The 23984-nt window shown below is 65.5% G+C and carries 18 protein-coding genes; 10 read left to right on the forward strand and 8 right to left on the reverse strand.

Features of this window, described 5'->3' with window-relative positions; all coding sequences use genetic code 11:
- Window positions 1–11 precede the first annotated feature (11 nt).
- Genes ACZK45_RS11105 through ACZK45_RS11115 form a run of 3 tightly spaced genes read left to right on the forward strand, consistent with a single transcriptional unit; the run spans window position 12 to window position 3529 of the window.
- Complete coding sequence (locus ACZK45_RS11105; protein WP_478444628.1) at window positions 12–1454, forward strand: DUF3526 domain-containing protein; 1443 nt, start codon at window positions 12–14, stop codon at window positions 1452–1454.
- A complete protein-coding gene (locus ACZK45_RS11110) occupies window positions 1451–2806 on the forward strand; it encodes an ABC transporter permease subunit (protein WP_478444629.1) in 1356 nt (451 codons plus the stop codon). Before ACZK45_RS11105 ends, ACZK45_RS11110 begins: the two co-directional genes overlap by 4 nt.
- Before the next feature lie 12 nt (window positions 2807–2818).
- On the forward strand, window positions 2819–3529 hold the full coding sequence (locus tag ACZK45_RS11115) for an ABC transporter ATP-binding protein (protein WP_478444630.1): 711 nt from the start codon (window positions 2819–2821) through the stop codon (window positions 3527–3529).
- Here ACZK45_RS11115 and ACZK45_RS11120 read toward each other — a convergent pair.
- The 3 genes from ACZK45_RS11120 to ACZK45_RS11130 form a co-directional block, all read right to left on the reverse strand.
- A complete protein-coding gene (locus ACZK45_RS11120; protein WP_478444631.1) occupies window positions 3526–5367 on the reverse strand; it encodes an asparagine synthase-related protein in 1842 nt (613 codons plus the stop codon). The genes ACZK45_RS11115 and ACZK45_RS11120 overlap by 4 nt on opposite strands.
- 13 nt (window positions 5368–5380) lie before the next feature.
- Window positions 5381–6082 (reverse strand): lasso peptide biosynthesis B2 protein, encoded by a 702-nt coding sequence (locus tag ACZK45_RS11125; protein ID WP_180837151.1) that lies wholly within the window; start codon window positions 6080–6082, stop codon window positions 5381–5383.
- Window positions 6083–6157: 75 nt separating this feature from the next.
- Window positions 6158–6319: a hypothetical protein gene (locus tag ACZK45_RS11130; protein ID WP_012511114.1), complete on the reverse strand. Its 162-nt coding sequence runs from the start codon at window positions 6317–6319 to the stop codon at window positions 6158–6160.
- Window positions 6320–6524: 205 nt separating this feature from the next.
- Here ACZK45_RS11130 and ACZK45_RS11135 point away from each other — a divergent pair, with 205 nt between their 5' ends.
- Window positions 6525–7451, forward strand: coding sequence for a hypothetical protein (locus ACZK45_RS11135; RefSeq protein ID WP_478444632.1), 927 nt, complete (start codon window positions 6525–6527; stop codon window positions 7449–7451).
- Window positions 7452–7921: 470 nt separating this feature from the next.
- Complete coding sequence (locus tag ACZK45_RS11140; protein ID WP_238378259.1) at window positions 7922–8605, forward strand: AraC family transcriptional regulator; 684 nt, start codon at window positions 7922–7924, stop codon at window positions 8603–8605.
- 49 nt (window positions 8606–8654) lie between these two features.
- Here the strand turns inward: ACZK45_RS11140 and ACZK45_RS11145 are convergent, their stop codons facing one another.
- Window positions 8655–9659, reverse strand: coding sequence for an extracellular catalytic domain type 1 short-chain-length polyhydroxyalkanoate depolymerase (locus tag ACZK45_RS11145; RefSeq protein WP_478444633.1), 1005 nt, complete (start codon window positions 9657–9659; stop codon window positions 8655–8657).
- 197 nt (window positions 9660–9856) lie between these two features.
- Between ACZK45_RS11145 and ACZK45_RS11150 the strand changes: the two genes are divergently transcribed.
- Genes ACZK45_RS11150 through ACZK45_RS11165 form a run of 4 tightly spaced genes read left to right on the forward strand, consistent with a single transcriptional unit; the run spans window position 9857 to window position 16793 of the window.
- Window positions 9857–12043 carry a TonB-dependent receptor gene (locus ACZK45_RS11150; RefSeq protein WP_478444634.1) on the forward strand — a complete coding sequence of 729 codons (2187 nt, stop codon included), beginning with the start codon at window positions 9857–9859 and terminating at the stop codon, window positions 12041–12043.
- A 32-nt stretch (window positions 12044–12075) separates the two neighbouring features.
- The gene (locus ACZK45_RS11155) at window positions 12076–12954 is read left to right on the forward strand and encodes an alpha/beta fold hydrolase (protein ID WP_100434676.1); all 879 of its coding nucleotides are present in this window, start codon (window positions 12076–12078) and stop codon (window positions 12952–12954) included.
- Window positions 12951–13427, forward strand: a complete 477-nt coding sequence (locus ACZK45_RS11160) for a MaoC family dehydratase (protein ID WP_253143184.1) — start codon at window positions 12951–12953, stop codon at window positions 13425–13427. Before ACZK45_RS11155 ends, ACZK45_RS11160 begins: the two co-directional genes overlap by 4 nt.
- 36 nt (window positions 13428–13463) lie before the next feature.
- Entirely contained in the window at window positions 13464–16793 is a 3330-nt protein-coding gene (locus ACZK45_RS11165; protein ID WP_478444635.1) for a hybrid sensor histidine kinase/response regulator, read from the forward strand.
- Window positions 16794–16797: 4 nt separating this feature from the next.
- Here the strand turns inward: ACZK45_RS11165 and ACZK45_RS11170 are convergent, their stop codons facing one another.
- Window positions 16798–17472, reverse strand: a complete 675-nt coding sequence (locus ACZK45_RS11170) for a response regulator transcription factor (protein ID WP_032127250.1) — start codon at window positions 17470–17472, stop codon at window positions 16798–16800.
- A gap of 129 nt (window positions 17473–17601) precedes the next feature.
- On the opposite strand from ACZK45_RS11170, the gene ACZK45_RS11175 reads away from it, so the two are divergent.
- Complete coding sequence (locus ACZK45_RS11175; protein ID WP_478444636.1) at window positions 17602–19248, forward strand: fatty acid--CoA ligase; 1647 nt, start codon at window positions 17602–17604, stop codon at window positions 19246–19248.
- Between the two features lie 144 nt (window positions 19249–19392).
- On the opposite strand, the gene ACZK45_RS11180 is transcribed toward ACZK45_RS11175, so the two are convergent.
- The 3 genes from ACZK45_RS11180 to ACZK45_RS11190 all read right to left on the reverse strand — a co-directional run bounded on the left by ACZK45_RS11180 (window position 19393) and on the right by ACZK45_RS11190 (window position 23800).
- Window positions 19393–19884 (reverse strand): hypothetical protein, encoded by a 492-nt coding sequence (locus tag ACZK45_RS11180; RefSeq protein ID WP_253143186.1) that lies wholly within the window; start codon window positions 19882–19884, stop codon window positions 19393–19395.
- A gap of 178 nt (window positions 19885–20062) precedes the next feature.
- On the reverse strand, window positions 20063–20806 hold the full coding sequence (locus ACZK45_RS11185; RefSeq protein WP_032127248.1) for a FadR/GntR family transcriptional regulator: 744 nt from the start codon (window positions 20804–20806) through the stop codon (window positions 20063–20065).
- A gap of 102 nt (window positions 20807–20908) precedes the next feature.
- Entirely contained in the window at window positions 20909–23800 is a 2892-nt protein-coding gene (locus ACZK45_RS11190; protein ID WP_478444637.1) for a TonB-dependent receptor, read from the reverse strand.
- Window positions 23801–23984 lie beyond the last annotated feature (184 nt).

Consider the following 23984-nt stretch of genomic DNA (forward strand, 5'->3'; position numbering starts at 1 on the left):
AAGCCCCTGCCTTGTCCCGGTCCGTCATGGCCATCCAGCAGGCGTTTGCTGTTGCGGCAACCCAGTTCACGTTGATGTGGCGCGAGCGGCGCGTGCTGTGGCTCGCCCTTGCCCTGTTGCTGATTGCGGGAGCATCGGTGCTCAGTGGTGCTGCACGCCTGACCCTGCAGGCGCAGGAGCGCCAGGCAATGAGCGAGGAAGAGGCGCGGCTCTGGGACAGCCAGGGCACAATCGACCCGCATAGCGCCGCACATGTGGGGCGTGCCATTGCTGCCCCTGTGCGGCCCCTGGCTGCACTGGACCCGGGGCTGACGGACTACCTGGGAACCTCGGTGTTCATCGAGGGCCACGCGCAGAACCCGGCCCGGCACCGTGCCGTGGATGGTGGCACCGCACTCAGCCGTTTCGAGGGTTTCTCTGCGGCGTGGGCGCTGCAGGTGGTGGCGCCGCTGCTGATCATCCTGGCCGGGTTCGCCACACTGTCCGGCGATGTGGCCCGCGAGACGCTGCGCCAGGAACTCGGCACCGGCGCCTCGGCCGGCGTGCTGATCTGTGGACGCTTGATTGCCCTGGCGGCCGCCTCGCTGCTGCTGGTGATGGCCATGCTGCTGATCAGTCTTCCGGGGCTGTCCATCCAGTACGGCGACGCCACGGATCTTGCCGCCCTGCTCGCACTGGCGGCCGCCTACCTGCTCTATCTGCTGGTGTTCTGTGCACTTACCGTGGGGGTGTCGGCACTTGCCGGCTCGGCACGGACGTCACTGGTCGTGCTGCTCGGCTTCTGGGTGGTGTCCACACTGCTGCTGCCGAGGGTGGCGCCTGCGGTTGCCGAATCCCTGTACCCGACCCCTTCGGCACCGGCGTTCAGGACCGGCGTGACCGAAGAAGCGGAGAACGGCGCGGATGGCCATGACCCGGCCGACAAACGCCTTGATGCCCTGCGCACGGCGTTGATGGCGCGCTACCGGGTCGACAGCGTTGACGACCTGCCGCTGAACTTCCGCGGTGTGGCGCTGGAGTTTGCCGAGGCCAACTCGACGCGCGTCTACAACCGCCATTTCGATCGCCTGCATGCCACCTACCAGCAGCAGGACGCCACCCAGCGCCTGTTTGGCCTTGCCTCGCCGACGCTGGCGCTGCAGTCCTGGTCGCGCGCCTTCGCCGGCACGGATTTCCCGGCGCATCTGGCGTTCCTGCGCGGCGTGGAGGACTACCGTTATCGGTTGATCCAGGCACTCAACCAGGAAGTGAAACTGCACAAGGCACCACAAGGCGGGAAGCATGTGGCCGACATCGCCGGCATCACCCGTTCAGTGCACTACCGGCCGCCGCAACAGACCCTGGCCGGTACCGCTGCCGCGCAGCGCGGAAATCTCGTCATTCTGCTGGTCTGGCTGATGCTGGGTTGCGTGGTGGTGCTCATCTCCGCTCGGAAGCTGGGGAGATCGCCATGAACGTTGTGTCGATTGCCCGCTATGAGATCCGCCGATTGCTGCGCGATCGAGCGCTGCCGGTGCTGCTTGTCCTGCTGCTCGGGCTGGGTGCCTACGCCGCGTGGAACGGCCGCGCATGGGTGGACCAGCGGGAGGCGGCCATCGCCCTGATCAAGCAGGAAGAACAACAGACGAAGGAACGCAGCCGGGCATTCGTCGGCAAGGCGCCCTCGGTGCTGCCCCGCACTCAGCCGGTGCTTGCGCCTGCCGCCATGGCACCGCTGTCGATCGGCCAGGCAGACGCCTACCCCTACACCGCCGATGTGGTCGCGCTGGGCGATCCGACCCAGCTGCTCAAGCACGTCTGGGCCGACATCGGCAATCCAGCGGCACGGGCTGCGGGACGGTTCGACCTCGCCTTCGTCATCGTCTTCCTGCTGCCGCTGGTCATTCTCGTGGCCACCCACGATCTGTGGTCCCGTGAGCGCGAGCGCGGCATCGCGGCGCTGGTGCTGTCACAGCCGGTGTCGGCAACGCGCCTGCTGATGGTCAAGGTGCTGGCCCGTGGCCTGATGGTGCTGCTGCCCGCACTGGCCATCCTCCTGGCGGTGACGATCGGGGCCGGCGCGCGCAGTCCTGCGGGCCTGGCCATGCTGGCCCTGACCGTCCTCCTGTACGGCGCGTTCTGGCTGGCCCTTGCACTGCTGATCGGCTGCCTTGCCCGGCGCACCACCGAGGCGGCCATCGCCGCCGGCGCGCTGTGGCTGCTGATCGTGGTCATGGCGCCGTCGCTGGCGCTGGCCACGGTGAATCTGATCGCGCCGCCGCCGTCACAGATGCAGTTCGCCACCGAAGTAAAGGCGATGCAGTCCGATATCGCCACGCGCCAGCGGCGCGAGCATGCGAGGTCGGCGCCAGTGAATTCGCCGTCCCCCGTCATCTCCGACACTGCGCGCCAGGCCTACGCCGATCGGGTTGCAGCTGACCGGGAACTGGAACGCCTGATCGCCTCGCATGCGCAGGCCGAGGCCGCATATCGCCAGGTTCTGGACAAGGTGCGGCTGCTGCTGCCGGCCGTCGCGACACAGGACGCGCTCGACCGCATCGCAGGCTCGGATGCCGACCGCGCGCTCGACTTCCAGGGACAGGTCCACTCCTTCTGGCAGGCGCGGCGGCTGTTGCACAAGGCCTATCTGGATCGTGACGCGCCGCAGACCTTCGAAGAGTACGACACCCTGCCCCGCTTCCAGTTCCACGAAACAGCCGGCGTCGCCCAACGTGGTGTCCTGGCCGATCTCGCCGCACTGATCATTGCCACCCTGCTTGTCCTGCTTGCAGCCGGTGCATTGCGCAGCCGGCTGGCAACGCCCTGAGGAGACGTCCACATGCTGTCTGCAAAAAGCCTGGTCATGGAACACGGTGCACATCGGGCGCTGGATGACGTCAGCTTCGAGGTGAAGCCCGGCGAGATCTTCTGCCTGCTGGGCGCCAACGGCGCCGGCAAGTCGACCACCATCAAGCTGTTCCTTGGCTTTCTGAAACCCACCTCCGGTGCGGCCGAAGTGGACGGTCTCAGTGCGCACCAGCAGCCGCAGGAGGTACGCCGGCGGCTGCTGTACATCCCCGAGACCGTGGCGCTGTACGACGAGCTGACCGGCTACGAGAATCTGGACTACTTCGCGCGCCTGGCCGGTGTCGAGGAACGCTCGCCAGCGCGGTTGAAGGACGCACTCAGGTCCGCCGGCCTGGCGACCGACGCATTCGGGCGACGCGTGGGCCTCTATTCCAAGGGCATGCGGCAGAAGGTCGGCATCGCACTGGCCATCGTCAAGGAAGCCAGGGCCCTGTTGCTGGATGAACCCACCGCGGGCCTGGACCCTACGGCGTCAGCCGAGTTCCACGAGCTGATCGTGCGGGAACGCGATCGCGGCACAGCGATCCTGATGGCCACCCACGATCTGTTCCGTGCCCGTGAGGTGGCGACCACGATCGGCCTGATGCGGGCCGGCCGCCTGCGCAGGACGCTTGATGCCAGCACGATCACCGCGAACGATCTTGAGAGCCTGTACCTGGAAGAAATGAGCCGCAGCGCCTAGGCCACGGCGGCCGCCTGCGCGCCACGCTGGCCGGACCAGCGCCGCAGCCACGCTTCGATGTTGATCTGCGGGCCGAAGATGCCGAGCACCTGCGATGAGTGGTCCGGGCCGACCTGCTGGATGCCGGCATCGGCCAGCGCGCTGTCGAGATAGCCGCGCTTGGCCAGCATGCCGTCAACCAGCAGATTCCTGATGAACTGCTTGTGCCCCTGGGTGACCGCCACGGAGTGATCATCCAGATAGGATTTCACCTTCCGCGACAGCAGCGCATCCGGTAATAGTCCCTTCATTGCACGCCGCGCGATGGTGCGGTCTTCCGCGTCCGCGATGAGCAGGTGCAGCGGAATGCGCGCGAACAGTTCAACAAGCGGCTGCGCACTGATCGGCGATACACCATGCCAGTGGCCGGCGCCTTCGAACGGATCAAGGACGCTGGTCGGGAACACCATCCGGCCGATATGGGCCAGCTTGTAGGGTGATACGCGATGGCCCTGCGCCTGCGCATGCCGCAACCAGGCCGGCTGCAGGCCATCCTGTTCGGCGCGGTCCACCCGCACCCATGGGCACGGTTTGCCCCAACGGCCATTGATGCTGCCTGGCCGCTTGAGCAGACCATGGACCATCGCATCCTTCAGCACGCCGTACAGTGAATCGCCGGACTGCGCGGTTTCGAAGGCGACGCGGAAGAAATCCCGGTCGATGCCGCGCCGCCAGGCGTAGTCGATCGCAGCGGCATTGCCCTTGAAACGCAGGAACACCGCATCACCGCCAACACCGGTGAACTGCACGGTGTCACCGTCGAAGGCCACGTCACGGCGGTGGAGAAGATAGCCGGAACAATGCGCCGGCCGGGCTGTACGCGGGAAGGTCATGATCTCTTCCAGCGCGCAGTGAGGTTGCCTTCGGTACTCGATGTATTCGCAACGCCTGCCCGAGGAATCACTGGCCCCTTGCACTGCCATCCGCGCGAACAGCCGTTCGTCGGCGCCGATGCCATCATCGTAGTGGTGAACACACGTCACCTCCGGTGCCGACGGCGCCTGCAACAGGCCGGCCAGGATGATCGAGGAATCCAGACCGCCCGACAGCTGCAGCTGGATGCGCCGGTGCGGGCTGGCCAGTGCACCGATGCAGCCCAGCAGCGTGGAACGCGCCAGCGACACGGCTTGCTGAAGATCTTCGATCGGCGCGTCGCGGGCCAGCCGCACCACATTCCACTGGCACTGCCGGCCCACCGGTTCGCCGTTCCGGATCGAAACCGCCTCACCGGCTTCGACGGCAGTGACTTCCTCAAAGCCGGTCTGCAGGCCATCACGAAACGGATACAGCAGCGAATAGGACAGGAATGACCAGTCGACGTTGAACTCGCGCAGGCCCAGCAGCAGGCAGTCTTCCATGTTGGAGAAGACCACCGTCAACTGGCCCACGGTGGTCATGTAGCACGGGATCTCCGCGGTGGGATCGCGCAGCACGAACCAACTCGCTGTCTCTGGCTGGTAGCCAAACGCCACGTATCGCCCCCAGTACTGCTGGACGATGCTCCGGCCAAGGCTGCTGCAGGCGGTGTCGGCCGAGCCCGCATCGAGGCGCACGCGGCCGGGCACGGTGCCTTCGCTGAAATCCTTGTGGAAGAACGCACCGAGTACCACCAGCGCATCCGATCGACTGGATTCGAAATAGCCGGGGTTGTCACTCTGCGCATAGATCGCAGCACCGTTGTCGTTCAACACGCAACCAATGCCAGGCAGCGCGGCCTCGATGCGTTGCACGGCCTGTTGCGCCTGGGCTGTTGCGGCGTCAGAGAGGGTGTTCCAGAGCACGGCGATGTATCGGTACATGCGTCAGGTTTGGTTACAGCACCAGAATGGGAACCATCCGGCGCAGGTTGAAGGGAATGTCGGTCAGCACGTGATCGCCGTGCTGCAACCAGCAGTGCGCGGCGAACGGCTGGGTTCTGACCGCGAACACCCAGCGCGGCACGATGCCGTACTTCGACAGGAACTCGCGCATCGCCAGGCAGTAGAGAAAGCACTCATCAGTTTTCCTGAAGGCCAGGGGTCGTAGCCAGTCGAACACCCGGACCCGCGACGCCAGTTCTTCAATGCTCACATGCGTGCCGTGGTGGTGATCCGCTCGACGGCGCTCGGCAGACACCGTGGCACTGAAAGGAAGGAATGTTCTGCTGCAGGCGGCATGGGCACACGAGACAATGAAACGACGCAGGTCCCGAGCCATGATCGGTGGACGGCCGCGAGGTGCGCCCTCGCGCACCCAGTACCGTGGCAGCGTAATGGCAGGGCTGGCGGCGGATTTGCCCAGCAGCGGGTCCGCGGTGATCAGGCGGCGGTCGATCAAGGCCTGCAGAAGCCTTGGCGTGCTTGCGTCATCGGACTGCAGGGGCCAATCGAGAACGAGCTTGCCAAGGCCCGCGGCGCCGCGCCTTTCAAGGGAAAGATACTTACCCGTGGCCTGGTCCAGAATCACCATCGCATCGCCGGTGACACAGACGTGGGCGTGCTTTGACAGGAAGTACGGGGCGGCTGCCTGCTCCATCATGCGCTCCTGCGCCGGAACCGGAGAAGCGGTGCATGCAGGGCATGCACCGCAGATGCGACGTTGTGCGGAAGATCAGGGCGACGTGGTCGGGAACACGCCATCCCACAACGTGCCGTGGTTGTGCGCCTTCGTTTCCGAAACCACCGAGCCCAGCTCGATCAGTTCGCCTCCCACACCCTGATCCTCAGGGTTCTGCTGTCCTGCCACTACACCCAGCTCAATCAGCTCGTTCATGAACATCTCCTCTAGTCAGTGGATGTATCCATGCGTTGCGTTGGATCGCGTTGCATTGGATACGGAGCAGCCAAGCCACCATCGCCGCCACAGTGCGGGGCGATTGCCGCCAAGGCATCGAAATGTTACGATATAACATATTATTTTGGCGTGACGAACGACGCCAACGGCCCGCTGTCGATGCGACACATGAGAGGCAAGAGGGATGAACACCGAAATCAGTGCTGACGGGCTGGATCCCACGCTTCTGCTGAAGGGGATGTTTCCCCTGCCGAAGCTCATCCGCTTCGTACGGGAGCGTTGCCCCCCGGGACGCTTCGACGAGGCTGCGCTGGTGGAGGAATGGCGGACGGCACGTGCCGAGGTGCTGAGGCTGCAGCAGAAGGAAGCCGGTGAGGCCGACGCCATCAATGTCCATGCGTTGGCGGATGAGATGCTGCCGCTGGCTGAGCAGACGCTGCGACAACCCTCGATGCACCGGATGACGAGTGTTCTGCCACGCAGTTGGCAGATGGTCGAGATCGATCGACTGGTGATCTTCCAGGAGTGCATCAACCTGCGTCACATCGATCAGTTGGCGGCATCCCTGACCGCCTCGCCCACCGCGCAGGAGGTCATGCAGCTTGTCGCGCGCAGCGGCAGCCATGCACATCCGGAAGTGCGCTTCACCCAGTCCGATGGCAGCTACACCTTCGCGTCCACCTCGAACGACCTGCGCTTCCTCGATGTGGCGACCCTCGATCCGGCTGCCATCGCCGACTACGAGCCGTTCGGCGCAGCCAGCCACGCCGTCGTCATCTATCTGGGTTTCAGTGACAACCTGATCAGCGCCACCCGGTTCGGCAGGCGCATGGTGCTGACCAATGGCTCCCATCGCCTGTACCTGCTGCGCCGGCTCGGGTTCAGCCATGCGCCCTGCCTCGTCACCGATGCCTCCGACAGCGACCTCAGCGAGGTTCTGCTGCCGGCAGCGGTCAAGCAGGATCGCGCGTTCTATCTGTCTTCGCCGCGGCCGCCGCTGTTCAAGGATTATGTCGACCCGCGCCTGACCTGCGTGGTACCGGTCACCCGCAAGCACTACGCCCTGCGGGCCAAGCTCGACCTGCAGAGGATCACGGTTCCGGCGCTGTAATCCTGGGCCGAACCCTCCCTTCCCTGGGGCCACGTCGACAGAGATGGCCGGATTGGTGAATCACCTGGCGGAACTGTCGAATGACGCCTGCGGGCTTGCCGCATACGCTTCCCATCCTCAACAAGAGAGGATGTCAGCGTGATTGAACAGCCACGGACCACCGAAACCACAGGAAAGGACGCGCCGATCGTCCATGTCCTGATGGGACTGATCTGTATCTGGCACAGGCGCGAAGCGGTGTCGGCACGCGATGACGAGTAAGCGCCGCCGTACTGCCCGGCGTAGTTCTGGGTCGTAGGTCCGGCGTGGAGATTTCGATTGCGGGGCTGAGCGAGGTTGGGCCCGACTATCCGGACCGTGTCGATCTTCCGGTGATGGTGCTTGGGCTGGACCCCATTCCAGATGCCTGGCAGATGCCCTTCCATGCGCACCGGAAGGCACAGCTGCTGGTTGCCACGCGCGGCTTGATCATGCTGGAGACCGCAGCCGGCCTGTGGGTGGTTCCCCCACAGGGTGCGATCTGGATTCCCGGTGGCCTGTCCCATCGGGCCAGCAGCAGTGGGCGGCCGCACGGGTTCGTGGTGTTCGTGGAACCCGGTGTCGTGCCGGGGCTGCCGACGCACTGCGCTGCAATGGCGATCACCCCGTTCATGCAGGCCCTGCTGGAGCGGGCGTCCGCCCTTCCCGGGCACTACGAGCCCGGCAGCGCGCAGGACCGCCTGATGGCCGTGTTCCTGGATGAGCTGATCGCCGCGCCACCGGAGTGGCTCCATCTGCCCATGCCATCCGATGCAAGGTTGCGCCGGCTTGCCAACGCAATGCTGGACACGCCAGCCGAACGGGCAACGCTTGAAGTCTGGGCGAGCCGGATTGGAATGAGCGAGCGCAACATGTCACGCCTGTTCTCTGGAGAAACCGGTTTAAGCGTAAGGCGCTGGCGCAGGCAGCTGCATGTGGTGGTCGCGCTGCCGCTGCTGGCCAAAGGCAGGACAGTACAGGCCGTTGCGGACCACCTGGGATACGACAGTGCCGGAGCGTTCGTGACCATGTTCCGCAAGACCGTGGGTGCACCACCCAAGCGCTTCCTCGCGGAACGAGGCACTCGGCAGCGGGCATCGGACGCCGACGATCAGCGGCCGCAGGAGCCACGTTGACGGATGCGGGAGCGCGTGGCTCCCGCACCGGCAAGGATTGTCCTTCCCCTCAGCGCTGGTAGTCCTTCAGGAACAACCAGGTGATCAGCGTGGCATCCGGTCCCTTCGGGTCGGTGAACGGCAGGCCGGACTGGCTGCCGCTCCAGGCATGCCCCATGCCCTGCACCACGTAGTGCTGCACCAGCGTCCTGCCACCATAGGCATAGGTGTCCACGGTGTAAGCGCGCCCACCCGGCACCTGCCCCTGGTAGGTGCTGGTCGGCAGGTACTTCACCGAATCGTTGTCCAGGCCATCGTCGGCCAGGTCATTGGTCTGCAGGAACTGGCGCACGGCCTGCTGCCCGTTCACCGGATTGACGGTGAGATCGGCGCTGCCATGGAACACCAGTACCGGGATCGGACGCGGTGACGGCGAGCCCGAACACTGCCAGGCCAGCCGGCCATTGCTGTCCGGCGAATAGATGCTGCCGGCCAGCAACGCATAGGCGCTACCGGAAATCGTGGTCGCACCCTTGAACATGCCGCCGGAATGGATGGCGCCGGCGGCGAACACATCCGAGTAGCAGGCCAGCATGATCGAAGTCATCGCACCGCCTGCGGAAATGCCGGTGACATACACCCGGTGCGGATCCACGCTGTAGCTCGCTTTCACCTTGTCCACGATGCCGGCCAGGATCGATGCTTCGCCGCTGTCGCGGGCCTGGTTGATCGGCAGCTGCCAGTTCCAGCAGCGGGCCGGATTGGAGGTGACGTTCTGCCGGGGGTAGACCACGATGAACCCCTCCGTGTCGGCCACATCATTGAAGCCTGATGCCTCGCCCATCAGGTTCGGCCCGGTCACACAGCCATGCAGCACCAGCAGCAGCGGCAGCGGCTGGCTGTCGTTATAGCCGGCCGGCACCCATACCTGGTACTCGCGGGCGCCGAACAGATTGCCGTACAGGCCAATATCCCAATGCCCGGCCGGGCCAGCGGCAACCGCGCTGCCCGCCATCGCCAGCCAGCTGCACAACACCAGCAGTACCGCCTTGATCGAATCGATTCCGGATTTCATGACCAGATCCTCGTGCGTGAGTCGTGGATGAAGGAGTACCGGGGACCGCTTCCGGCTGGGGGCGCGCCCAGTATCCGCATCCACGGGCCGCTGCCGACTGGACCTAGGTCCACTCGCTGCTGGCCGATGACACCGCTAGCCTTGGCTGCAGGGGTGGCAATGGGCCATCCGCACGCTCATGCCTGGGGGAGGACCGAATGAAACGGAATTGTTTGAGTCTCATGATCGGCGCGCTGCTGGCCACGGGGCCGGTACTGGCACAGGAATCACCGACGGCAGGCAGATCCGCTTCGCCGACCAACCTGGACAGCATCAAGGTCACCGCGCGCAAGCGTGAGGAAACCCTGCAGGAGGTGCCGGTTGCCGTCACCGCATTTACCTCCGAGGCGCTGGACAGGATGAATGTCCAGGACATCAGCGACCTCGATGCGCAGGTGCCCAACCTGACCATCTACGCGGCGCGCGGCGCCAGCAGCACGGTCACTGCCTACATCCGTGGCATCGGCCAGTCCGACCCCACCTGGGGCGCGGACCCGGGCGTCGGCATCTACCTGGATGACGTCTACATCGCACGTCCGCAGGGTGCGCTGCTGGATGTGTTCGATGTCTCGCGCATCGAGGTACTGCGCGGCCCGCAGGGCACGCTCTACGGCAAGAACACCATCGGCGGCGCGATCAAGTACATCTCGCGCGGCCTGCCCACCCAGACCGAGGGCTTCGCCCAGATCACCGTGGGCAACTACAGCCAGCTGGATGCGAAGGCGGCCATCGGCGGCCCGATTGGCGGCGCCGACAGTGGCCTGCGCGCCCGCGTGGCGGTGGCCAGCATGAACCACGACGGGTTTGGCGAGAACACCTTCAACGGCCAGCCGGTCAGCGACAAGCAGATCAATGCCGCCCGACTGAACGTCGGCGCGTACGCGGGCGATGACTTCGACGTGCAGTTCGCACTGGACTGGATCGATGACCAGTCCGGCATGCGCGGTTCGAAGATGCTGGCGCCCAATCCGTTCCTGCGCGCATACCCGCCGATGGACAGCCGCTATGACATCCGCTCGGGCATGCGCAACCTCAACAACGTGGAGAGCAAGGGTGCCTCGGCTACGGTGAACTGGCGGCCGAACGAGGACATTGCGCTGAAGTACGTGGTCGCCAAGCGTGAATCGGACAGCGAGGCCAACATCGACTTCGATACCGCGCCGGTCAAGCTGGCCGACGTGGGTGGCACCTATCACGACGACCAGGTCAGCAACGAAGTGCAATTGAACTACGATGCCGGCGGCCGGGTGCGCGGTGTCGTCGGCCTGTACCAGTTCAGTGGCGAGGCGGGCGGCCAGATCCAGAACAACTACTTCAGTGCGCAGTTCGCCGACAACCAGGGCAAGGTGTTGACCGACAGCATCGCGCTGTACGCGGACTGGACCTTCGACCTGACCAGCAAACTCAAGCTGGATGTAGGCGCCCGTTACACCGACGAGGACAAGCGCGCGATCGTGCTGAACCGCCTGTACGCCGACCCGGGTTTCAGCCGGCCGGTGGCGGTGACCGCGGACTTCGACAAGAAGACCAACTTCAAGAACGTCTCGCCCAAGGTCTCGCTGGACTACCAGATCACTCCGGACATCATGGTCTACGGCCTGGCCACGCGTGGCTTCAAGTCCGGTGGCTACAACATCCGCGCCAACGCTGTGGCCGTGCCGCGCTCGGCCGAACCGTTCGATGACGAGACCGTGGACAGCTACGAGGTCGGCAGCAAGATGGCCTTCCTCGACCAGCGCCTGTTCCTCAATCTGTCGGCCTTCTACAACAAGTACAAGGACATCCAGCTATCGGTCTTCACCGGCCTGGATACCAATGGTGATGGCATCGACGATTCCTTCTTCGGCGATTTCACCAATGCCGGCGCGGGTACCGTCAAGGGCCTGGAGGTCGAGTACCAGTACCTGCCCAGCCAGCACTGGCTGATTTCTGGCAACCTGGCGTGGCTGGATACCAAGTACGACGAGTACATGGATCGTGGCGTCAACGTGGCCAGGCAGATGAAGTTCACCAATGCACCGGAATTCTCAGGTGCATTCAACGTGGAGTACCGTACCGAGCTGGCCAATGGCAGCAACCTGTCGGCACGGGTGAGCTACAGCTACCAGAGCGAGGTGTGGCCGACCACCGACCTGAGCCCGGTGATCCGCCAGCAGGGTTACGGGCTGGTCAATGCCGGCGTCATCTGGCGCCTGGATGATGCGTGGACCTTCTCGCTGCAGGGCACCAACCTGGCCGACAAGGAATACCGCACCACCGGCTACAACATCCCGGCGGTCGGCACGCTGATTGGCTTCTATGGTCCGCCACGCCAATATAGCCTCAGCGTCCGTTACGATTTCTAGCGCATCCGTTACGATCTCCAGGAAGCTTCTGCATGACGCAGTCTTACGACGACCTGTACTGGAACAGCAATGATGGGTTGCGCCTGCACGCGCGCGACCATGCACCCGATGCGGGGCAGGCAGCGCGTGGCACGGTGGTCTGCATTCCCGGGCTGACCCGCAATGGCGCCGATTTCGATGCGCTTGCCGATGTGCTCACCGCCGAGGGCTGGCGCGTGATCGCGGTCGACCTGCGCGGTCGCGCAGGGTCGGAACGCGCATATGACCCGTCCAGCTACAACCCGCGTGCCTATGCGGATGACATGGTTGCGCTGCTGCGCTCGCAGAACATCGCCAAGGCGGTATTCGTCGGCACCTCGCTGGGCGTGCTGGTGACCATCACCCTTGCCTCGCGCGCGCCCGAGCGGATCGCGGCCGCGGTGCTCAACGATGCCGGCCCCAAGGTGCCGCGTGAGGCGCTGGCACGGATCGGCAAGTACGCCGGCAAGCCGGTGCCGCCGATGGACCTGGTGCAGGCCACCGCTTACGTGGAATCCATCGGCAAGGCCGCGTTCCCTCGCTTCAGTACCGACGACTGGCGGCAGATGGCGGTGCGCACCTTCCGCCCGCGCAGCGATGGACTGCTGGAGCTGGATTACGATCCGGCCGTGATCCGAACGACACGTCCGTGGCTGCTGTGGTTGCTGCGGCCGGTGCTGTGGCGTGCGGTTCGTGGGCTGACCGCACGGGTGCCGGTACTGGTGGTGCGCGGTGCGCTGTCCGACATCCTGCCGGCCGATGTCGCGCGGCAGATGGCGGCCACCTCGGAAAGTGCCCGCCTGGTGGAAGTGCCGGATGTGGGACACGCTCCGATGCTGTCCGAGCCAGAGGCACGTGACGCGATCCTGACCTTGCTGGAGCGTGTGGCGTGAGTGCAGACAGCAACCTGCCTCCCGCGCTGCAGGCGTTGCAGCAGTGGGCGGCCAGCGAGCGGGTGAGTGGCGTGACCCACGTGGACCAGGCGCGCATCGATGCCTTTGCCGACGCCACCGGCGACCACAACTGGATCCACGTCGATCCAGACCGCGCGCAGACGCAGCTGCCGGGCGGGCAGACCATCGCGCACGGCTTCCTGCTGCTCTCGCTCACTGTGGAGGACGATGTGGCCGCCCTCACCGGCTTCCCCGGTATCGCCCATGTGCTCAACTACGGCCTCAACAAGGTCCGCTTCCTGGCGCCGGTACCCAGCGGGTCCGGGGTACGGGTACGCTCGCAGCTGCTGTCGCTGGACGCGCGCCAGCCGGGCCAGTGGCTGCTGACCCAGCGCAAGGCCGTCGAGCGGGTTGCCGATGGTGAGCTGGCACTGGTCGCTGAGCAGCTGTCACTGATCGTGGCCGTCCCCTAGCACCACCCTGCCCGGTTCTCTCCCTACACTGGAGCGATGTTGACGCCCTCCATCGTCCTCTTCGCCTGCATTGCATGGACCGCACTGCTGTTTGGCGTGGCGCTGTGGGGTGAGCGCCGGGGGCACCGGCTTTCGAAGGCATGGCCGCTCATCTACGCGCTGTCGCTGGCCGTGCACTGCACCGCGTGGACCTACTACGGCGCGGCCTCGCAGGGACTGCAATGGGGCTTCCCCATTCCACCCACCCTGGCCGGCATGGCGTTGATCTTTGCCTTCGGCCTGCCGTTCCTGCTCCGCCTGGGGCGGCTGGCCAAGCAGCACAACAGTGCCACCATCGCTGATCTGGTCGTCGCACGACTGCGTGCCGATCGCGGCCTCGGTTTCACCATCACCCTGGTGGCACTGTTCGGCATCATTCCCTACATCGCCCTGCAGTTGAAGGCTGTCAGTCAGGGCCTGGGCGCGCTGCTGGGCGATCGTTTCGCGCCTGCTGCCGCGCAGCTGGACATGTCGTTCTGGTTCGCCCTGACAATGGCCGCGTTCACCCTGCTGTTCGGTGCACGCAAGGCATCGGCCACCGAGCCCAATCGTGGCATCGTGGTCGCCCTGGGGCTGGAGTCGGTCTTGAAGCTGGTGGCGCTGCTCGCCATTGGCCTCTATGCGGCGCTGTCGGTGCGCCAGGCGGGCACGCCGCTGCTGGAAAAGATGGCGCAGCTGCCGCCACCGGCCATCATGCCGGACTATCTGACCATGGTCGCGCTGGGCGCGATCTCCGCGTTCACCCTGCCGCACCAGTTCCATGTCGGCGTGGTCGAGCTGCGCCAGACCTCGGACCTGAGGACGGCACGCTGGTTGTTCCCGGTCTACCTGCTGCTGATCGGGCTGCCGTCGGTGCCGATGGCGCTGGCCGGTGCCGCGCAGCTGCCCGCATCGGTGTCGCCTGACCTATACGTGCTGGCGCTGCCGCAGGCCGGTGGCCACCACCTGCTGGCCTTGCTGGCCTATCTGGGCAGCCTGAGCGCCGCCACCGGCATGATGATCCTTTCGGGGCTGACCCTGTCGATCATGCTCGGCAACCATGGCTTCGGCTCACGGTTGCTGGACGGCATAGCCGGCGGTGCCGCGGCGGCCGACCTGCGTCCACGCGTGCTGGCCTTCCGCCGTGCCGGCATCCTCGCCGTGTTCCTGATGTCGTGGCTGTACAGCCGGGCGATGAGCGACACCGAGGCACTCAGCGATTTCGGCCTGATGTCCTTCACCGCCCTCTCGCAGCTGGCGCCGGCGGTCCTGCTGGCGGTGTATCGCCCGCGCACGCCCTCTCCGGCCATCATCGCCGGCATCGTGCTGGGGTCGTTGGCCTGGCTGTGGCTGGTGCTGCTGCCGATGGTGATCCCTGCCACGCCCCCAGCCTCGGGCCCCGATGACCTGCACTGGCTGTCCGTGGTCTCGCTGCGCCTGCAATCGGGCCATATCGCCATCAGCATGGGCGCCAGTCTGGCGGTCAACCTGCTGACGGTTGCGCTGGTGTCGCGCGCGGTGCGTCCCTCGTTGCCGCGACGACGGGATGCGGTGGCAGCAGCCTCGCTGCGCAGGACGGCCGGACGCTTCCTCGGCCAGGAGCGGGCCCGGCAACTGATGGATGGGCATGCCGGGCAGCTGCTGGACGACGACCGGGTCATCACCATCGAACGCGAACTGAGCGCCGTGGTCGGCGCGGGAATGGCGCGCCTGCTGGTGGAGGCCGCTCGCGATGGCGGTGCCGCGCCCTTGGATGCGGTAACCCGTGCTGTAGGCGAAGCCACCCAGGCGCTGCGCTTCAACCAGCGCCTGCTGGAAGCGGCGCTGGAAAACATGAGCCAGGGCATCAGCGTGGTCGACGCGCAGCTGCAGCTGGTAGCCTGGAACAGCCGCTACGCCGCGTTGTTCAAGTTTCCGCCCGAGTTGCTGCAGGTCGGGCAGCCGGTGGTCAATCTGACAGCGTGGGCGCTGGCCGAACTGAAGATCGGCGACGGCCCTGGTGACTCTCGCGACAAGGCCCTGCAGCGTCGCGCCGCACACATGCGGCGTGGCACGCCGCATCTGTCCGAACGGATCTTCCCCGACAACACCATCGTCGAGATCCGTGGCAATCCAATGCCCGGCGGTGGCTACGTGGCCACCTTCACCGACGTCACCGCCTTCCGCCGCGCCGAGGAAGCGCTCAAGCGCAGCAATGAAACCCTGGAGCGCCGCGTACAGGACCGCACCGCACGGCTGGAACAGGCAGTGCACGAAGCCGAGCGCGCGAACGTTGCCAAGACACGCTTCCTGACGGCGGTCGGCCACGACCTGATCCAGCCACTGCATGCGGCGCAGCTGCTGACCGATGCGATGTCGCAGCACATCGAATCGGAGTTCCTCGACAGTTTCCTGCGCCAGATCCGTGGTGCGCTGGACTCCACCGACGACCTGCTGTCCGGGCTGCTGGATATCTCCCGGCTTGAGGCGGGTGGACTGGTCGCCGATCCGCGCCCCTTCGCGCTGTCGACCGTCCTGGATCCGCTCGCGCAGGAGTTCGCGGTACTGGCGGCGGCGCGCGGCCTGCAGTTCCGCCATGTGCGGAGCCAGGCCTGGGTCCATAGCGACCCCCTGCTGCTGCGCCGGGTGCTGCAGAACTTCCTGGCCAATGCCATTCGTTACACCCGCCATGGCGGTGTGTTGCTCGGTGTGCGCCGCCAGGGACAGGCACTGCTGATCGGTGTGCATGACACCGGCCCCGGCATTGCTCCGGAGCAGCAGGCGGTGGTGTTCGAGGAATTCCACCGGGTCGATCGCAGCAACGGCCAGGGACTGGGCCTGGGCTTGACCATCGCACACCGCATCGCCGACCTGCTGCACGCACCCTTGCACCTGCGCAGCGTGCCCGAGCACGGCTCGGCCTTCTCGATCAGCGTGCAACGCGCAGCACCCCCTGCGACCCCGCGCAGCTCGCCGCCGGCAGCCGCCAGCAGCGCGCTTAAGGGAGTCCGCGTGCTGGTGGTCGACAACGACCCGGACGCATTGGAGGCGATGCGGCAGCTGCTGCTTTCCTGGGGTTGCGATGTCATCGCGGCAGGCCAAGCCGATGACATCGGACCGTCAGCGCACGAGGCGGCGCTGTGGTTGTTCGACTATCACCTGGATGATGGCGATACCGGTGTTGCGCTGTGGAAGCGGCTGGTAGGCATGCATGGGCCGCGTCCGACGGTGATCCTCAGTGCGGATGCCGGCAGCGATACGCGCGAGGCGGTGCGCGGCGTTGGGCTGTCCCTGCTCAACAAGCCGTTCAAACCGTTGGCGCTGCGCTGGGCGATCAACCACCTGCTGGCGGCCAGTACCACGCCCTGACCGGTCAGGGCTCAGGCAGTTCTTCGATCTGCCGGGACGGATCGGCCAATCCCATTTCGTGCAGCACGCGGATGGCCTGCGCGCGGTTGCGCACGCCCAGCCGCTCCATGATGCGTGTCATGTGCGCCTTGACCGTGCGCAGCTGTACGCCCAGCCGGTCGGCAATCTGCTTGTTGAGCAGGCCCTCGGCCACCAGCCCCAGTACCTTGTACTGATGTGCCGACAGGCTGGCCAGGCGCGCGGCCAGGTCGGCATCCCTGCTGAACGTCGCCACCCGGGCCACCGGTTCGCGCAGCAGCGCCGGGATCCAGCGCTCGCCCTCCAGCACGGACTGCAGCGCGGACTGCAGCTCGTTCAAACCCGAGCTCTTGGGCAGATAGCCCGCGGCGCCAAGGTCGATGGCACGCCGGATGACCTGCGGCTCCTCGTTGGCGGAGACGATGATGATCGCCAGGCCCGGCTGCAACGCACGGATCGTGGCCAGCCCGGCCAGTCCGTGGTTGCCCGGCATGTGCAGGTCCAGCAGCATCAGATCGATCGACTGGTTCTCGATCACCTCCAGCACGCTGTCCAGCGAATCAGCTTCGCTGATCTGCAGATCGGCGACCGCCTCTTCCGCCGCGCGATGCAGTGCCGCGCGGAACAAAGGGTGATCGTCGGCGATGAGCAGGGTGGGCATGTCCTGGCGAGATTATCAAATCGGGTGCGCGCAGGAACAGGTACCTAGGTACGCTGGTGCAGCAGGAAGGGCTTGCTAGTGTGGTGCGGAGAAGGCCGGCGACCGCAACGCCGCCCACGAGGAAATGCCATGTCATCCGCCCCCACTCCCGATGCCAATGCCTATCCACTGCTGATCAAGCAGCTGCTGCTGATGCCGCTGGCGGTGAGCCCTGAACAGGAGATCGTCTACGGCGACCAGGTCCGATTCGACTACCGCACCCTGCAGGCGCGCATCGGCCAGCTGGCCGGCCTGTTGACCTCGCTGGGAGTCGGCCACGACGACACGGTGGCGGTGATGGACTGGGACAGCAACCGCTACCTGGAGGCCTACTTCGCTGTGCCGATGATCGGTGCGGTGCTGATGATGGTGAACGTGCGCCTGGCCCCAGAGCAGATCGCCTACACGCTGAACCACAGCGGGGCGCGGGTGATCCTGGCCAACCGCGAGTTCCTGCCGCTGCTGGACGCCATCGACGAGCAGCTGCCGGGCCTGCGCACGCGCATCCTGCTGGACGATGCAGGCGGTCCGCTGCCGCCAGGCTTCGCCACCGAGTACGAAGCGGGGTTGCGCGATGCCACGCCGATCGTCCGCTTCCCGGACTTCGACGAGAACGCCCGTGCCACGGTGTTCTACACCACCGGAACCACCGGGCTGCCCAAGGGCGTGTATTTCAGCCACCGGCAGCTGGTGTTGCATTCGCTGGCGGCGATGGCCGCGCTTGGCGGTGCACCCAGTCAAGGCCGCCTGCATCGTGACGATGTCTACATGCCCATCACCCCGATGTTCCATGTGCACGCGTGGGGCCTGCCCTACGTGGCTACGGCGATGGGCATCAGGCAGGTCTATCCGGGGCGCTACCTGCCTGCGACGCTGCTGGCATTGATCGCCCGTGAGAAGGTGACCTTCTCGCACTGCGTGCCAACCATCCTGCACATGCTGCTGGAGCATCCGGACGCGGCGCAGACCGACCTGGAGGGCTGGAAGGTGATCATCGGCGGTGCGGCCCTGCCGCGTGCGCTGGCGCAGCGTGCGCTGGCGCGGGGCATCGACATCTTCGGCGGCTATGGCATGTCCGAGACCTGCCCTCTGCTCACCATCGCCCAGATCGACGTGGACAGCATGACCGATGCCGATGAGGTGCTGTCGCTGCGCACCAAGGCCGGCATACCGGTACCGCTGGTGGACCTGCGCATCGTCGATCCGGACATGAAGGATGTCGCCCACGACGGCATCGCCACCGGAGAGGTCGTCGTGCGCGCACCCTGGCTCACCCAGGGCTACCTGCACAACCCGGATGCATCTGCAGCACTGTGGGCAGGAGGCTATCTGCATACCGGGGATATCGGCAACATCGATGAAAGCGGCTACCTGAGGGTGACCGACCGGATCAAGGATGTGATCAAGACCGGCGGTGAGTGGATCTCCTCGCTCGCCCTGGAGGACATCATCGCCCTGCATCCGGCGGTCAGCGAAGTCGCGGTGATCGGCATCGCCGACACGAAATGGGGCGAGCGGCCGTTGCCGCTGGTGGTCAGGCAGCCTGGCAGTGAGGTGACCGAAGCGGAGATCATCGAACTGGTCGCTGCGCGAAGCCGCTCAGGGGACATCTCACGGTATGCGATTCCGGAACGGGTCAGTTTCGTGGAATCGATCGAGCGGACCAGCGTGGGCAAGATCAACAAGAAGAAGCTGCGTGGGTTGCATGACCCAGCGACTGGCTCGGGCCGTAAGTGATCCCCGCCCGATCGCCGAGGTCAATGCTCGAAGGACACGATGCAGGGCACGCCAAGGTATGGAGCGGCGCCCCGGGACGATGATCTCCCGGGGCACCACTGCTCTGCAGCAGACCTGGTTCAGTTCTGCCAGGACCGGTCACCCTCAGTCGATGCAAGGTCCCTTCGCAGCGATCTCCGTGCCGGATCCCTTCGCACCAATGGCGGCGGGGCCCTGGCATGCATCAAAGCTGTACTTGATCAGCTTCCACGCCCCACTCGACCACCGGTATGTCCACGACTCGGAAGCACCGCTCGGCAAGGTATTGGAGATCGAGATGACCTCGCCCTCCACACCGCGTGCAGGCAATGGAACAGGCGGGCCCGCCGCACCGGCCGGCTTCAGGCTGCCAGCAGACTGATAGCTGTGCGAGATGGCCAGTTCGCCCGTCTGCAACGCCGGCGCGTAGGCGGGCGAATTCCGTTTGATCCAATCGACGATGTAGCCGGCTTCCAGCGAATCCGGCGCGTACGTGGCCTTCGTAACTACAGTGGCGGTCGCGGTGCCCGCGATCGGTCCTGCATTGACGCCCCCACCGGGGACTCCACTCAGTGCCAGCACCAATGGCAGCGCCGCGCCCAACAGCGAGAACTTCATACCCTGCTCCTTGTGTGTATGCAGCTTTCTCAACGGGCCGTCTATGACCCGCGGGCAGTGTAGGCATTGCGGACAGGCTGGGCATCGGCGCAGTCATGCCCATTTCTCATATCCATCAGGCTTCGAGCGCGAGCTGCCCTGCTGAAGGTCGCAGCGCCGATTGTGTTGAACGCGGCGCTCAGATCCGCGTCGTTGCCATGAACCGTTCGCGGTCCTGCTGCGTACGGCGGCGGATCTCCTCCAGCGCCTGGCTTTCGGTCGCCTGCAGCATGGCTTCGAACAGGCGCTGGAAGTGATGGCGCATCGCATTGCGCGCGGCCACCGGATCACGCGCGCGCAGGGCTTCGAAGATCGCCATGTGCTCGTCCGCACGGCTGGCGCCATCATCATGGCAGACCCGGGCATAGACCTCGGTCACCCGCGGCAGTTCGCTGCGCATGCGCCAGATCTGCTGCACGAAGAATTCCACCACCGGGTTGCCGGAAAGCCGTGCGATGGCCAGGTGGAAGCGGCGGTCGTACTCGCCGGCTTCCGCGTCACTCAGGTCGCGACGGCACAGCGCTTCGGCCAACGCCTGCAGCTCGGCAATGCCGGCATCATCCAGATTGCTGGCAGCCAGAGCGGCGGCCTCGGCCTCGAATACCGCGCGGGCGGCGGTGAGGTCGAAGGCGCTGACATCCGGCAGCCCGCCGGACGCCTGCGTCGGGCGCGGTTTCACATGCACGCCCGAGCCGATGCGGATGGCGATCCAGCCCTGCGCTTCCAGTGCGATCTCGGCTTCGCGGATGGTGACCCGGCTGACACCGAACCGTTCGGCCAGCTCACGCTCGCCCGGCAGCCGCGAGCCCGGCGGAAATTCGCCATCCTCGATCAGCTTGCGGAGCTTGGCAGCGATGGTCTGGTAAAGGCGGTTGGCGGACATGCGGCTGACCCTTGGCGATTCCTTCCGGGTCCCTGCCCTGCCACCGCGGCCGGCAAGGGTCCGGTTGGAGCGACGGCGCGACCACTGGCCGCGCCGCCCTGTTCAGAACTTGTATCGTACACCGAAATACGCACGCCGCCCGTAGGTCACCACTTCGCGGAAGTTCCCATAAAGCGGCTGGTAGGCCACGCGCGGCTCGTTGGTCAGGTTCATCAGCTCCAGCGACAGCGACAACTGCTTGTTCACCCGGTAGCGCAGGCGCAGGTCCACGCTGGTGTTGTCATCGTAGTAGCGGTTCTGCTGCGCGGTGTTGCCGGTGAAGTCCTGGTAGTAGTGCGAGCGGAACTTGCCGATGGCCTGGATGTTGAAGCGCCCGACGTCCCAGTAGATCGAGCCGGACAGCACGTGCCGCGAGAAACCACTCAGGCCAGCCGGTGGCACGATGGCCGGAATGATCGTGCCATCGCTGGCCAGCTGCTCGCCCAGTCGCGAGTCCTGGGTCCGGTAGTCGGCATCGGCGTAGTTGTAGCTCAGCTTGAAACCCAGCCCGTCGAACGGCTTGGGCAGGTACGACAGTCGATGGGTAGCGGTCAGCTCGAAGCCGGTCAGCGTGCTGTTCTCGTCGGTGGTTACCTGCTGCCGCACCGGCACGGTCACGCTCTGGCCGTCGATGGTGTAGGTCTCCGGCACCAGCGCAGTGGCGGTGCCGCCGTTGAACTGCTTCCAGTACACCGCGCCGGCCAGCATCGTGTCCGGGTTCGGGTACCACTCCAGGGAAAGGTCGCCGTTCCAGGACATCAGCGGCTGCGCGGCCGGGTTGCCGCTGGCGCTGATGTCATCCAGCGCGTCGGCCAGGTTGCCGTAGGTGGCATCACTGCTCACATTGATGGTGCGCCCGGCACCCAGCGCGGCAATGTCCGGCCGTGACATTGCGCGATATGCACCGACCCGCAGCAACACGTCCGGGCGCAGCTCGAAGGCCGCGTTGAGGCTGGGCAGCAGCTTGTCGTTGCCCGCCTTGAACACCTGCGTGCTGTACTCGCCGGTGGGTTGCAGGCGGATCGTCCCGTCACCGTTGTCCTCGATGCGCAGCCCGGTACGCACGCCTTCAGAACGAACATCGGTCTTGACCCAGCGCAGGCCGAGGTTGCCGGTCACCGGCAAGCCGAACAGGGTGCTGCTGAACTCACCCATCAGATAGAGCGCGCGTGTCTTCTCGGTGATATCGACATTGTTCGGATCCTGGAAACCCGGATCCAGCCCGCTGTCGAGGCTGCCGCGGAACGACTGGTACAGGCAGTTCGGATCGAAGTACGCCCACGAGGAGATCGTGTTGCCGCTGGCGGCATCCATGAAGTCATCCTGCGGGAAGGGTGCACGGCAGGCCTGGTTGGCGGCGATGATCTTCGCTTTGTCGGCCGCCACGCGCTGGTCGTAGTCGGTTACCAGGGTGTTGTCGCGCAGGCGGTAGTCGGCCTGGCTGGCGCGCACGCCGCCCTTGATGCGGGTGAAGAAACCGGACTCCGGCATGAAGCTGGCATCGAAGCGGCCGGCCTTGATCCTGTGGTCATTCTCGGTGGCGCTGGAGGTCACCCGCGCCGCCCCCGTATAGGCGTCCCAGTTGTTGGGGTCGAAGTTCGGCGCCAGGGCAACACTGGGCACTTCGCCGTGCCAGTCCCAGTCATAGTCCACGTAGCCGGTGGCACCACTGCTGATACCGGGCACGACGGCATTGTTGACGTCGCGCTGGTTGGCGCGCAGGCGGGTCATGCGCTCGCTGTCGAGGCGATTTGTGTGCGAGTAGGAAAGATCGGTAGACAGCTCCCAGGCCGGGGTCGGGCGCAGGATCAGGTTCAGGCCACCACCGGTGTATTCCTCGCCACGCCAGTAGCGGTTGGAGGTGGAATCAATCGAGGTGCTGCCGTGCAGGTGGCGCACGATACCGTCTTCGTCAACCTCGCGCTGGGTGATGCCGCGTCGTGCGTTGGACAGGCTCAGATCGCTGCGGTTCTCATACCAGTTGCGCTCGGTGTGCTCGAAATCGAGGTTCACTTCAACCACATCATTTGGCCGCCACTGCAGCGCGGCGAACTCGCTCTGCCGGTCGTTGCGCTCCTGCTTGAGCCGGTAGATGCGGCTGCTCGGCACCAGGTAGTACGGCGCGCCGTTGGCGATGGCCTGCGCGGACACTTCGTTGCAGTTGGCATTGCCCACGTTCTGCGTGCCATCGCAGGCATACCAGGTGGAACCGCTGGTAATGCTCTCTTCCGGATCGGTGCCGTCCAGGCGCTGGAAGCCCAGCGAGATGCCCAGCTTCTGCCCGTTGCCGAACTCGAACTGATCGATGTAGCTGGCGGTGCCGCGATAGCCGATGCCGTCCTTGTGACGGTACTTGCTGTCGTACTCCGCCCAGCTGCCGCGCAGGTCCAGCTGCGCTGCACGCTTGCCGTACTCCAGTGGGCGCACTGTTTCCAGGCCGATGGTGCCGGCCACGCCGCCTTCGATGATGTCGGCGCGCTGGGTCTTGTAGATGGCCACCGTGTTGATCAGCTCGGCCGGGAACATGTTGAAGTTCACCGAGCGGTCGCCGCTGCCGTTGGTGATCTCGCGGCCATTGAAGTTGGTGCTGCTGAGGAAGGCGCCCAGGCCCCGGATGGAGATCTCCGAGGCGCCGGTCTTGTCGCGGGTCGAGGCGGCGCCGGTCAAGGTCTCGATCGCATCGGCCAGCGACGGTGCCGGCAGGTCGCCGATGTCATCGGCCGAGAGCACGTCGGCGATGACCGTGTCGTCGCGCTTCTTGTTGATCGAACTCTGCATTGATTCGCGGATGCCGGTGACCTGCACCTGGTCCAGCGTGGTGGGATCCTGCCCTGACGCGTCCTTGCTGGACTGCGCCTGGGCCGCGGGCATGCCCGCCAGCACGGCAAGCAGCGCCAGGATCAGGGGTGTGGGGGACAACGAGATGCTGTGCACTGCTCCGGCGGGTCGCCGCATGGTTTCCTCCTCCCAAAGGATCGCCTGCATGCCAGGCGTGGGACGCAGCTTCGGCACGGCGACATGAAAATGTCAACCAATTGGTATGCGAATGTTCAAATGCCTTTGATCCATACCAGTTGAATGCAATTTAATGTGCTCATGCAGCATGACTTTGCGCGAAAGCTGGCTTACAACGGACCGG

This window comes from Stenotrophomonas sp. 63632_Sma (assembly GCF_056482875.1).

Coding starts and splice junctions, on each gene's coding strand:
- ACZK45_RS11110 (WP_478444629.1), top strand. CDS start 1,451: ATGAACGTTGTGTCGATTGCCCGCTATGAGATCCGCCGATTGCTGCGC.
- ACZK45_RS11175 (WP_478444636.1), top strand. CDS start 17,602: ATGTCATCCGCCCCCACTCCCGATGCCAATGCCTATCCACTGCTGATC.
- ACZK45_RS11135 (WP_478444632.1), top strand. CDS start 6,525: ATGAACACCGAAATCAGTGCTGACGGGCTGGATCCCACGCTTCTGCTG.
- ACZK45_RS11145 (WP_478444633.1), bottom strand. CDS start 9,659: ATGAAATCCGGAATCGATTCGATCAAGGCGGTACTGCTGGTGTTGTGC.
- ACZK45_RS11185 (WP_032127248.1), bottom strand. CDS start 20,806: ATGTCCGCCAACCGCCTTTACCAGACCATCGCTGCCAAGCTCCGCAAG.
- ACZK45_RS11180 (WP_253143186.1), bottom strand. CDS start 19,884: ATGAAGTTCTCGCTGTTGGGCGCGGCGCTGCCATTGGTGCTGGCACTG.
- ACZK45_RS11190 (WP_478444637.1), bottom strand. CDS start 23,800: ATGCGGCGACCCGCCGGAGCAGTGCACAGCATCTCGTTGTCCCCCACA.
- ACZK45_RS11120 (WP_478444631.1), bottom strand. CDS start 5,367: ATGTACCGATACATCGCCGTGCTCTGGAACACCCTCTCTGACGCCGCA.
- ACZK45_RS11150 (WP_478444634.1), top strand. CDS start 9,857: ATGAAACGGAATTGTTTGAGTCTCATGATCGGCGCGCTGCTGGCCACG.
- ACZK45_RS11140 (WP_238378259.1), top strand. CDS start 7,922: ATGCTGGAGACCGCAGCCGGCCTGTGGGTGGTTCCCCCACAGGGTGCG.
- ACZK45_RS11170 (WP_032127250.1), bottom strand. CDS start 17,472: ATGCCCACCCTGCTCATCGCCGACGATCACCCTTTGTTCCGCGCGGCA.
- ACZK45_RS11130 (WP_012511114.1), bottom strand. CDS start 6,319: ATGAACGAGCTGATTGAGCTGGGTGTAGTGGCAGGACAGCAGAACCCT.
- ACZK45_RS11115 (WP_478444630.1), top strand. CDS start 2,819: ATGCTGTCTGCAAAAAGCCTGGTCATGGAACACGGTGCACATCGGGCG.
- ACZK45_RS11155 (WP_100434676.1), top strand. CDS start 12,076: ATGACGCAGTCTTACGACGACCTGTACTGGAACAGCAATGATGGGTTG.
- ACZK45_RS11125 (WP_180837151.1), bottom strand. CDS start 6,082: ATGGAGCAGGCAGCCGCCCCGTACTTCCTGTCAAAGCACGCCCACGTC.
- ACZK45_RS11165 (WP_478444635.1), top strand. CDS start 13,464: ATGTTGACGCCCTCCATCGTCCTCTTCGCCTGCATTGCATGGACCGCA.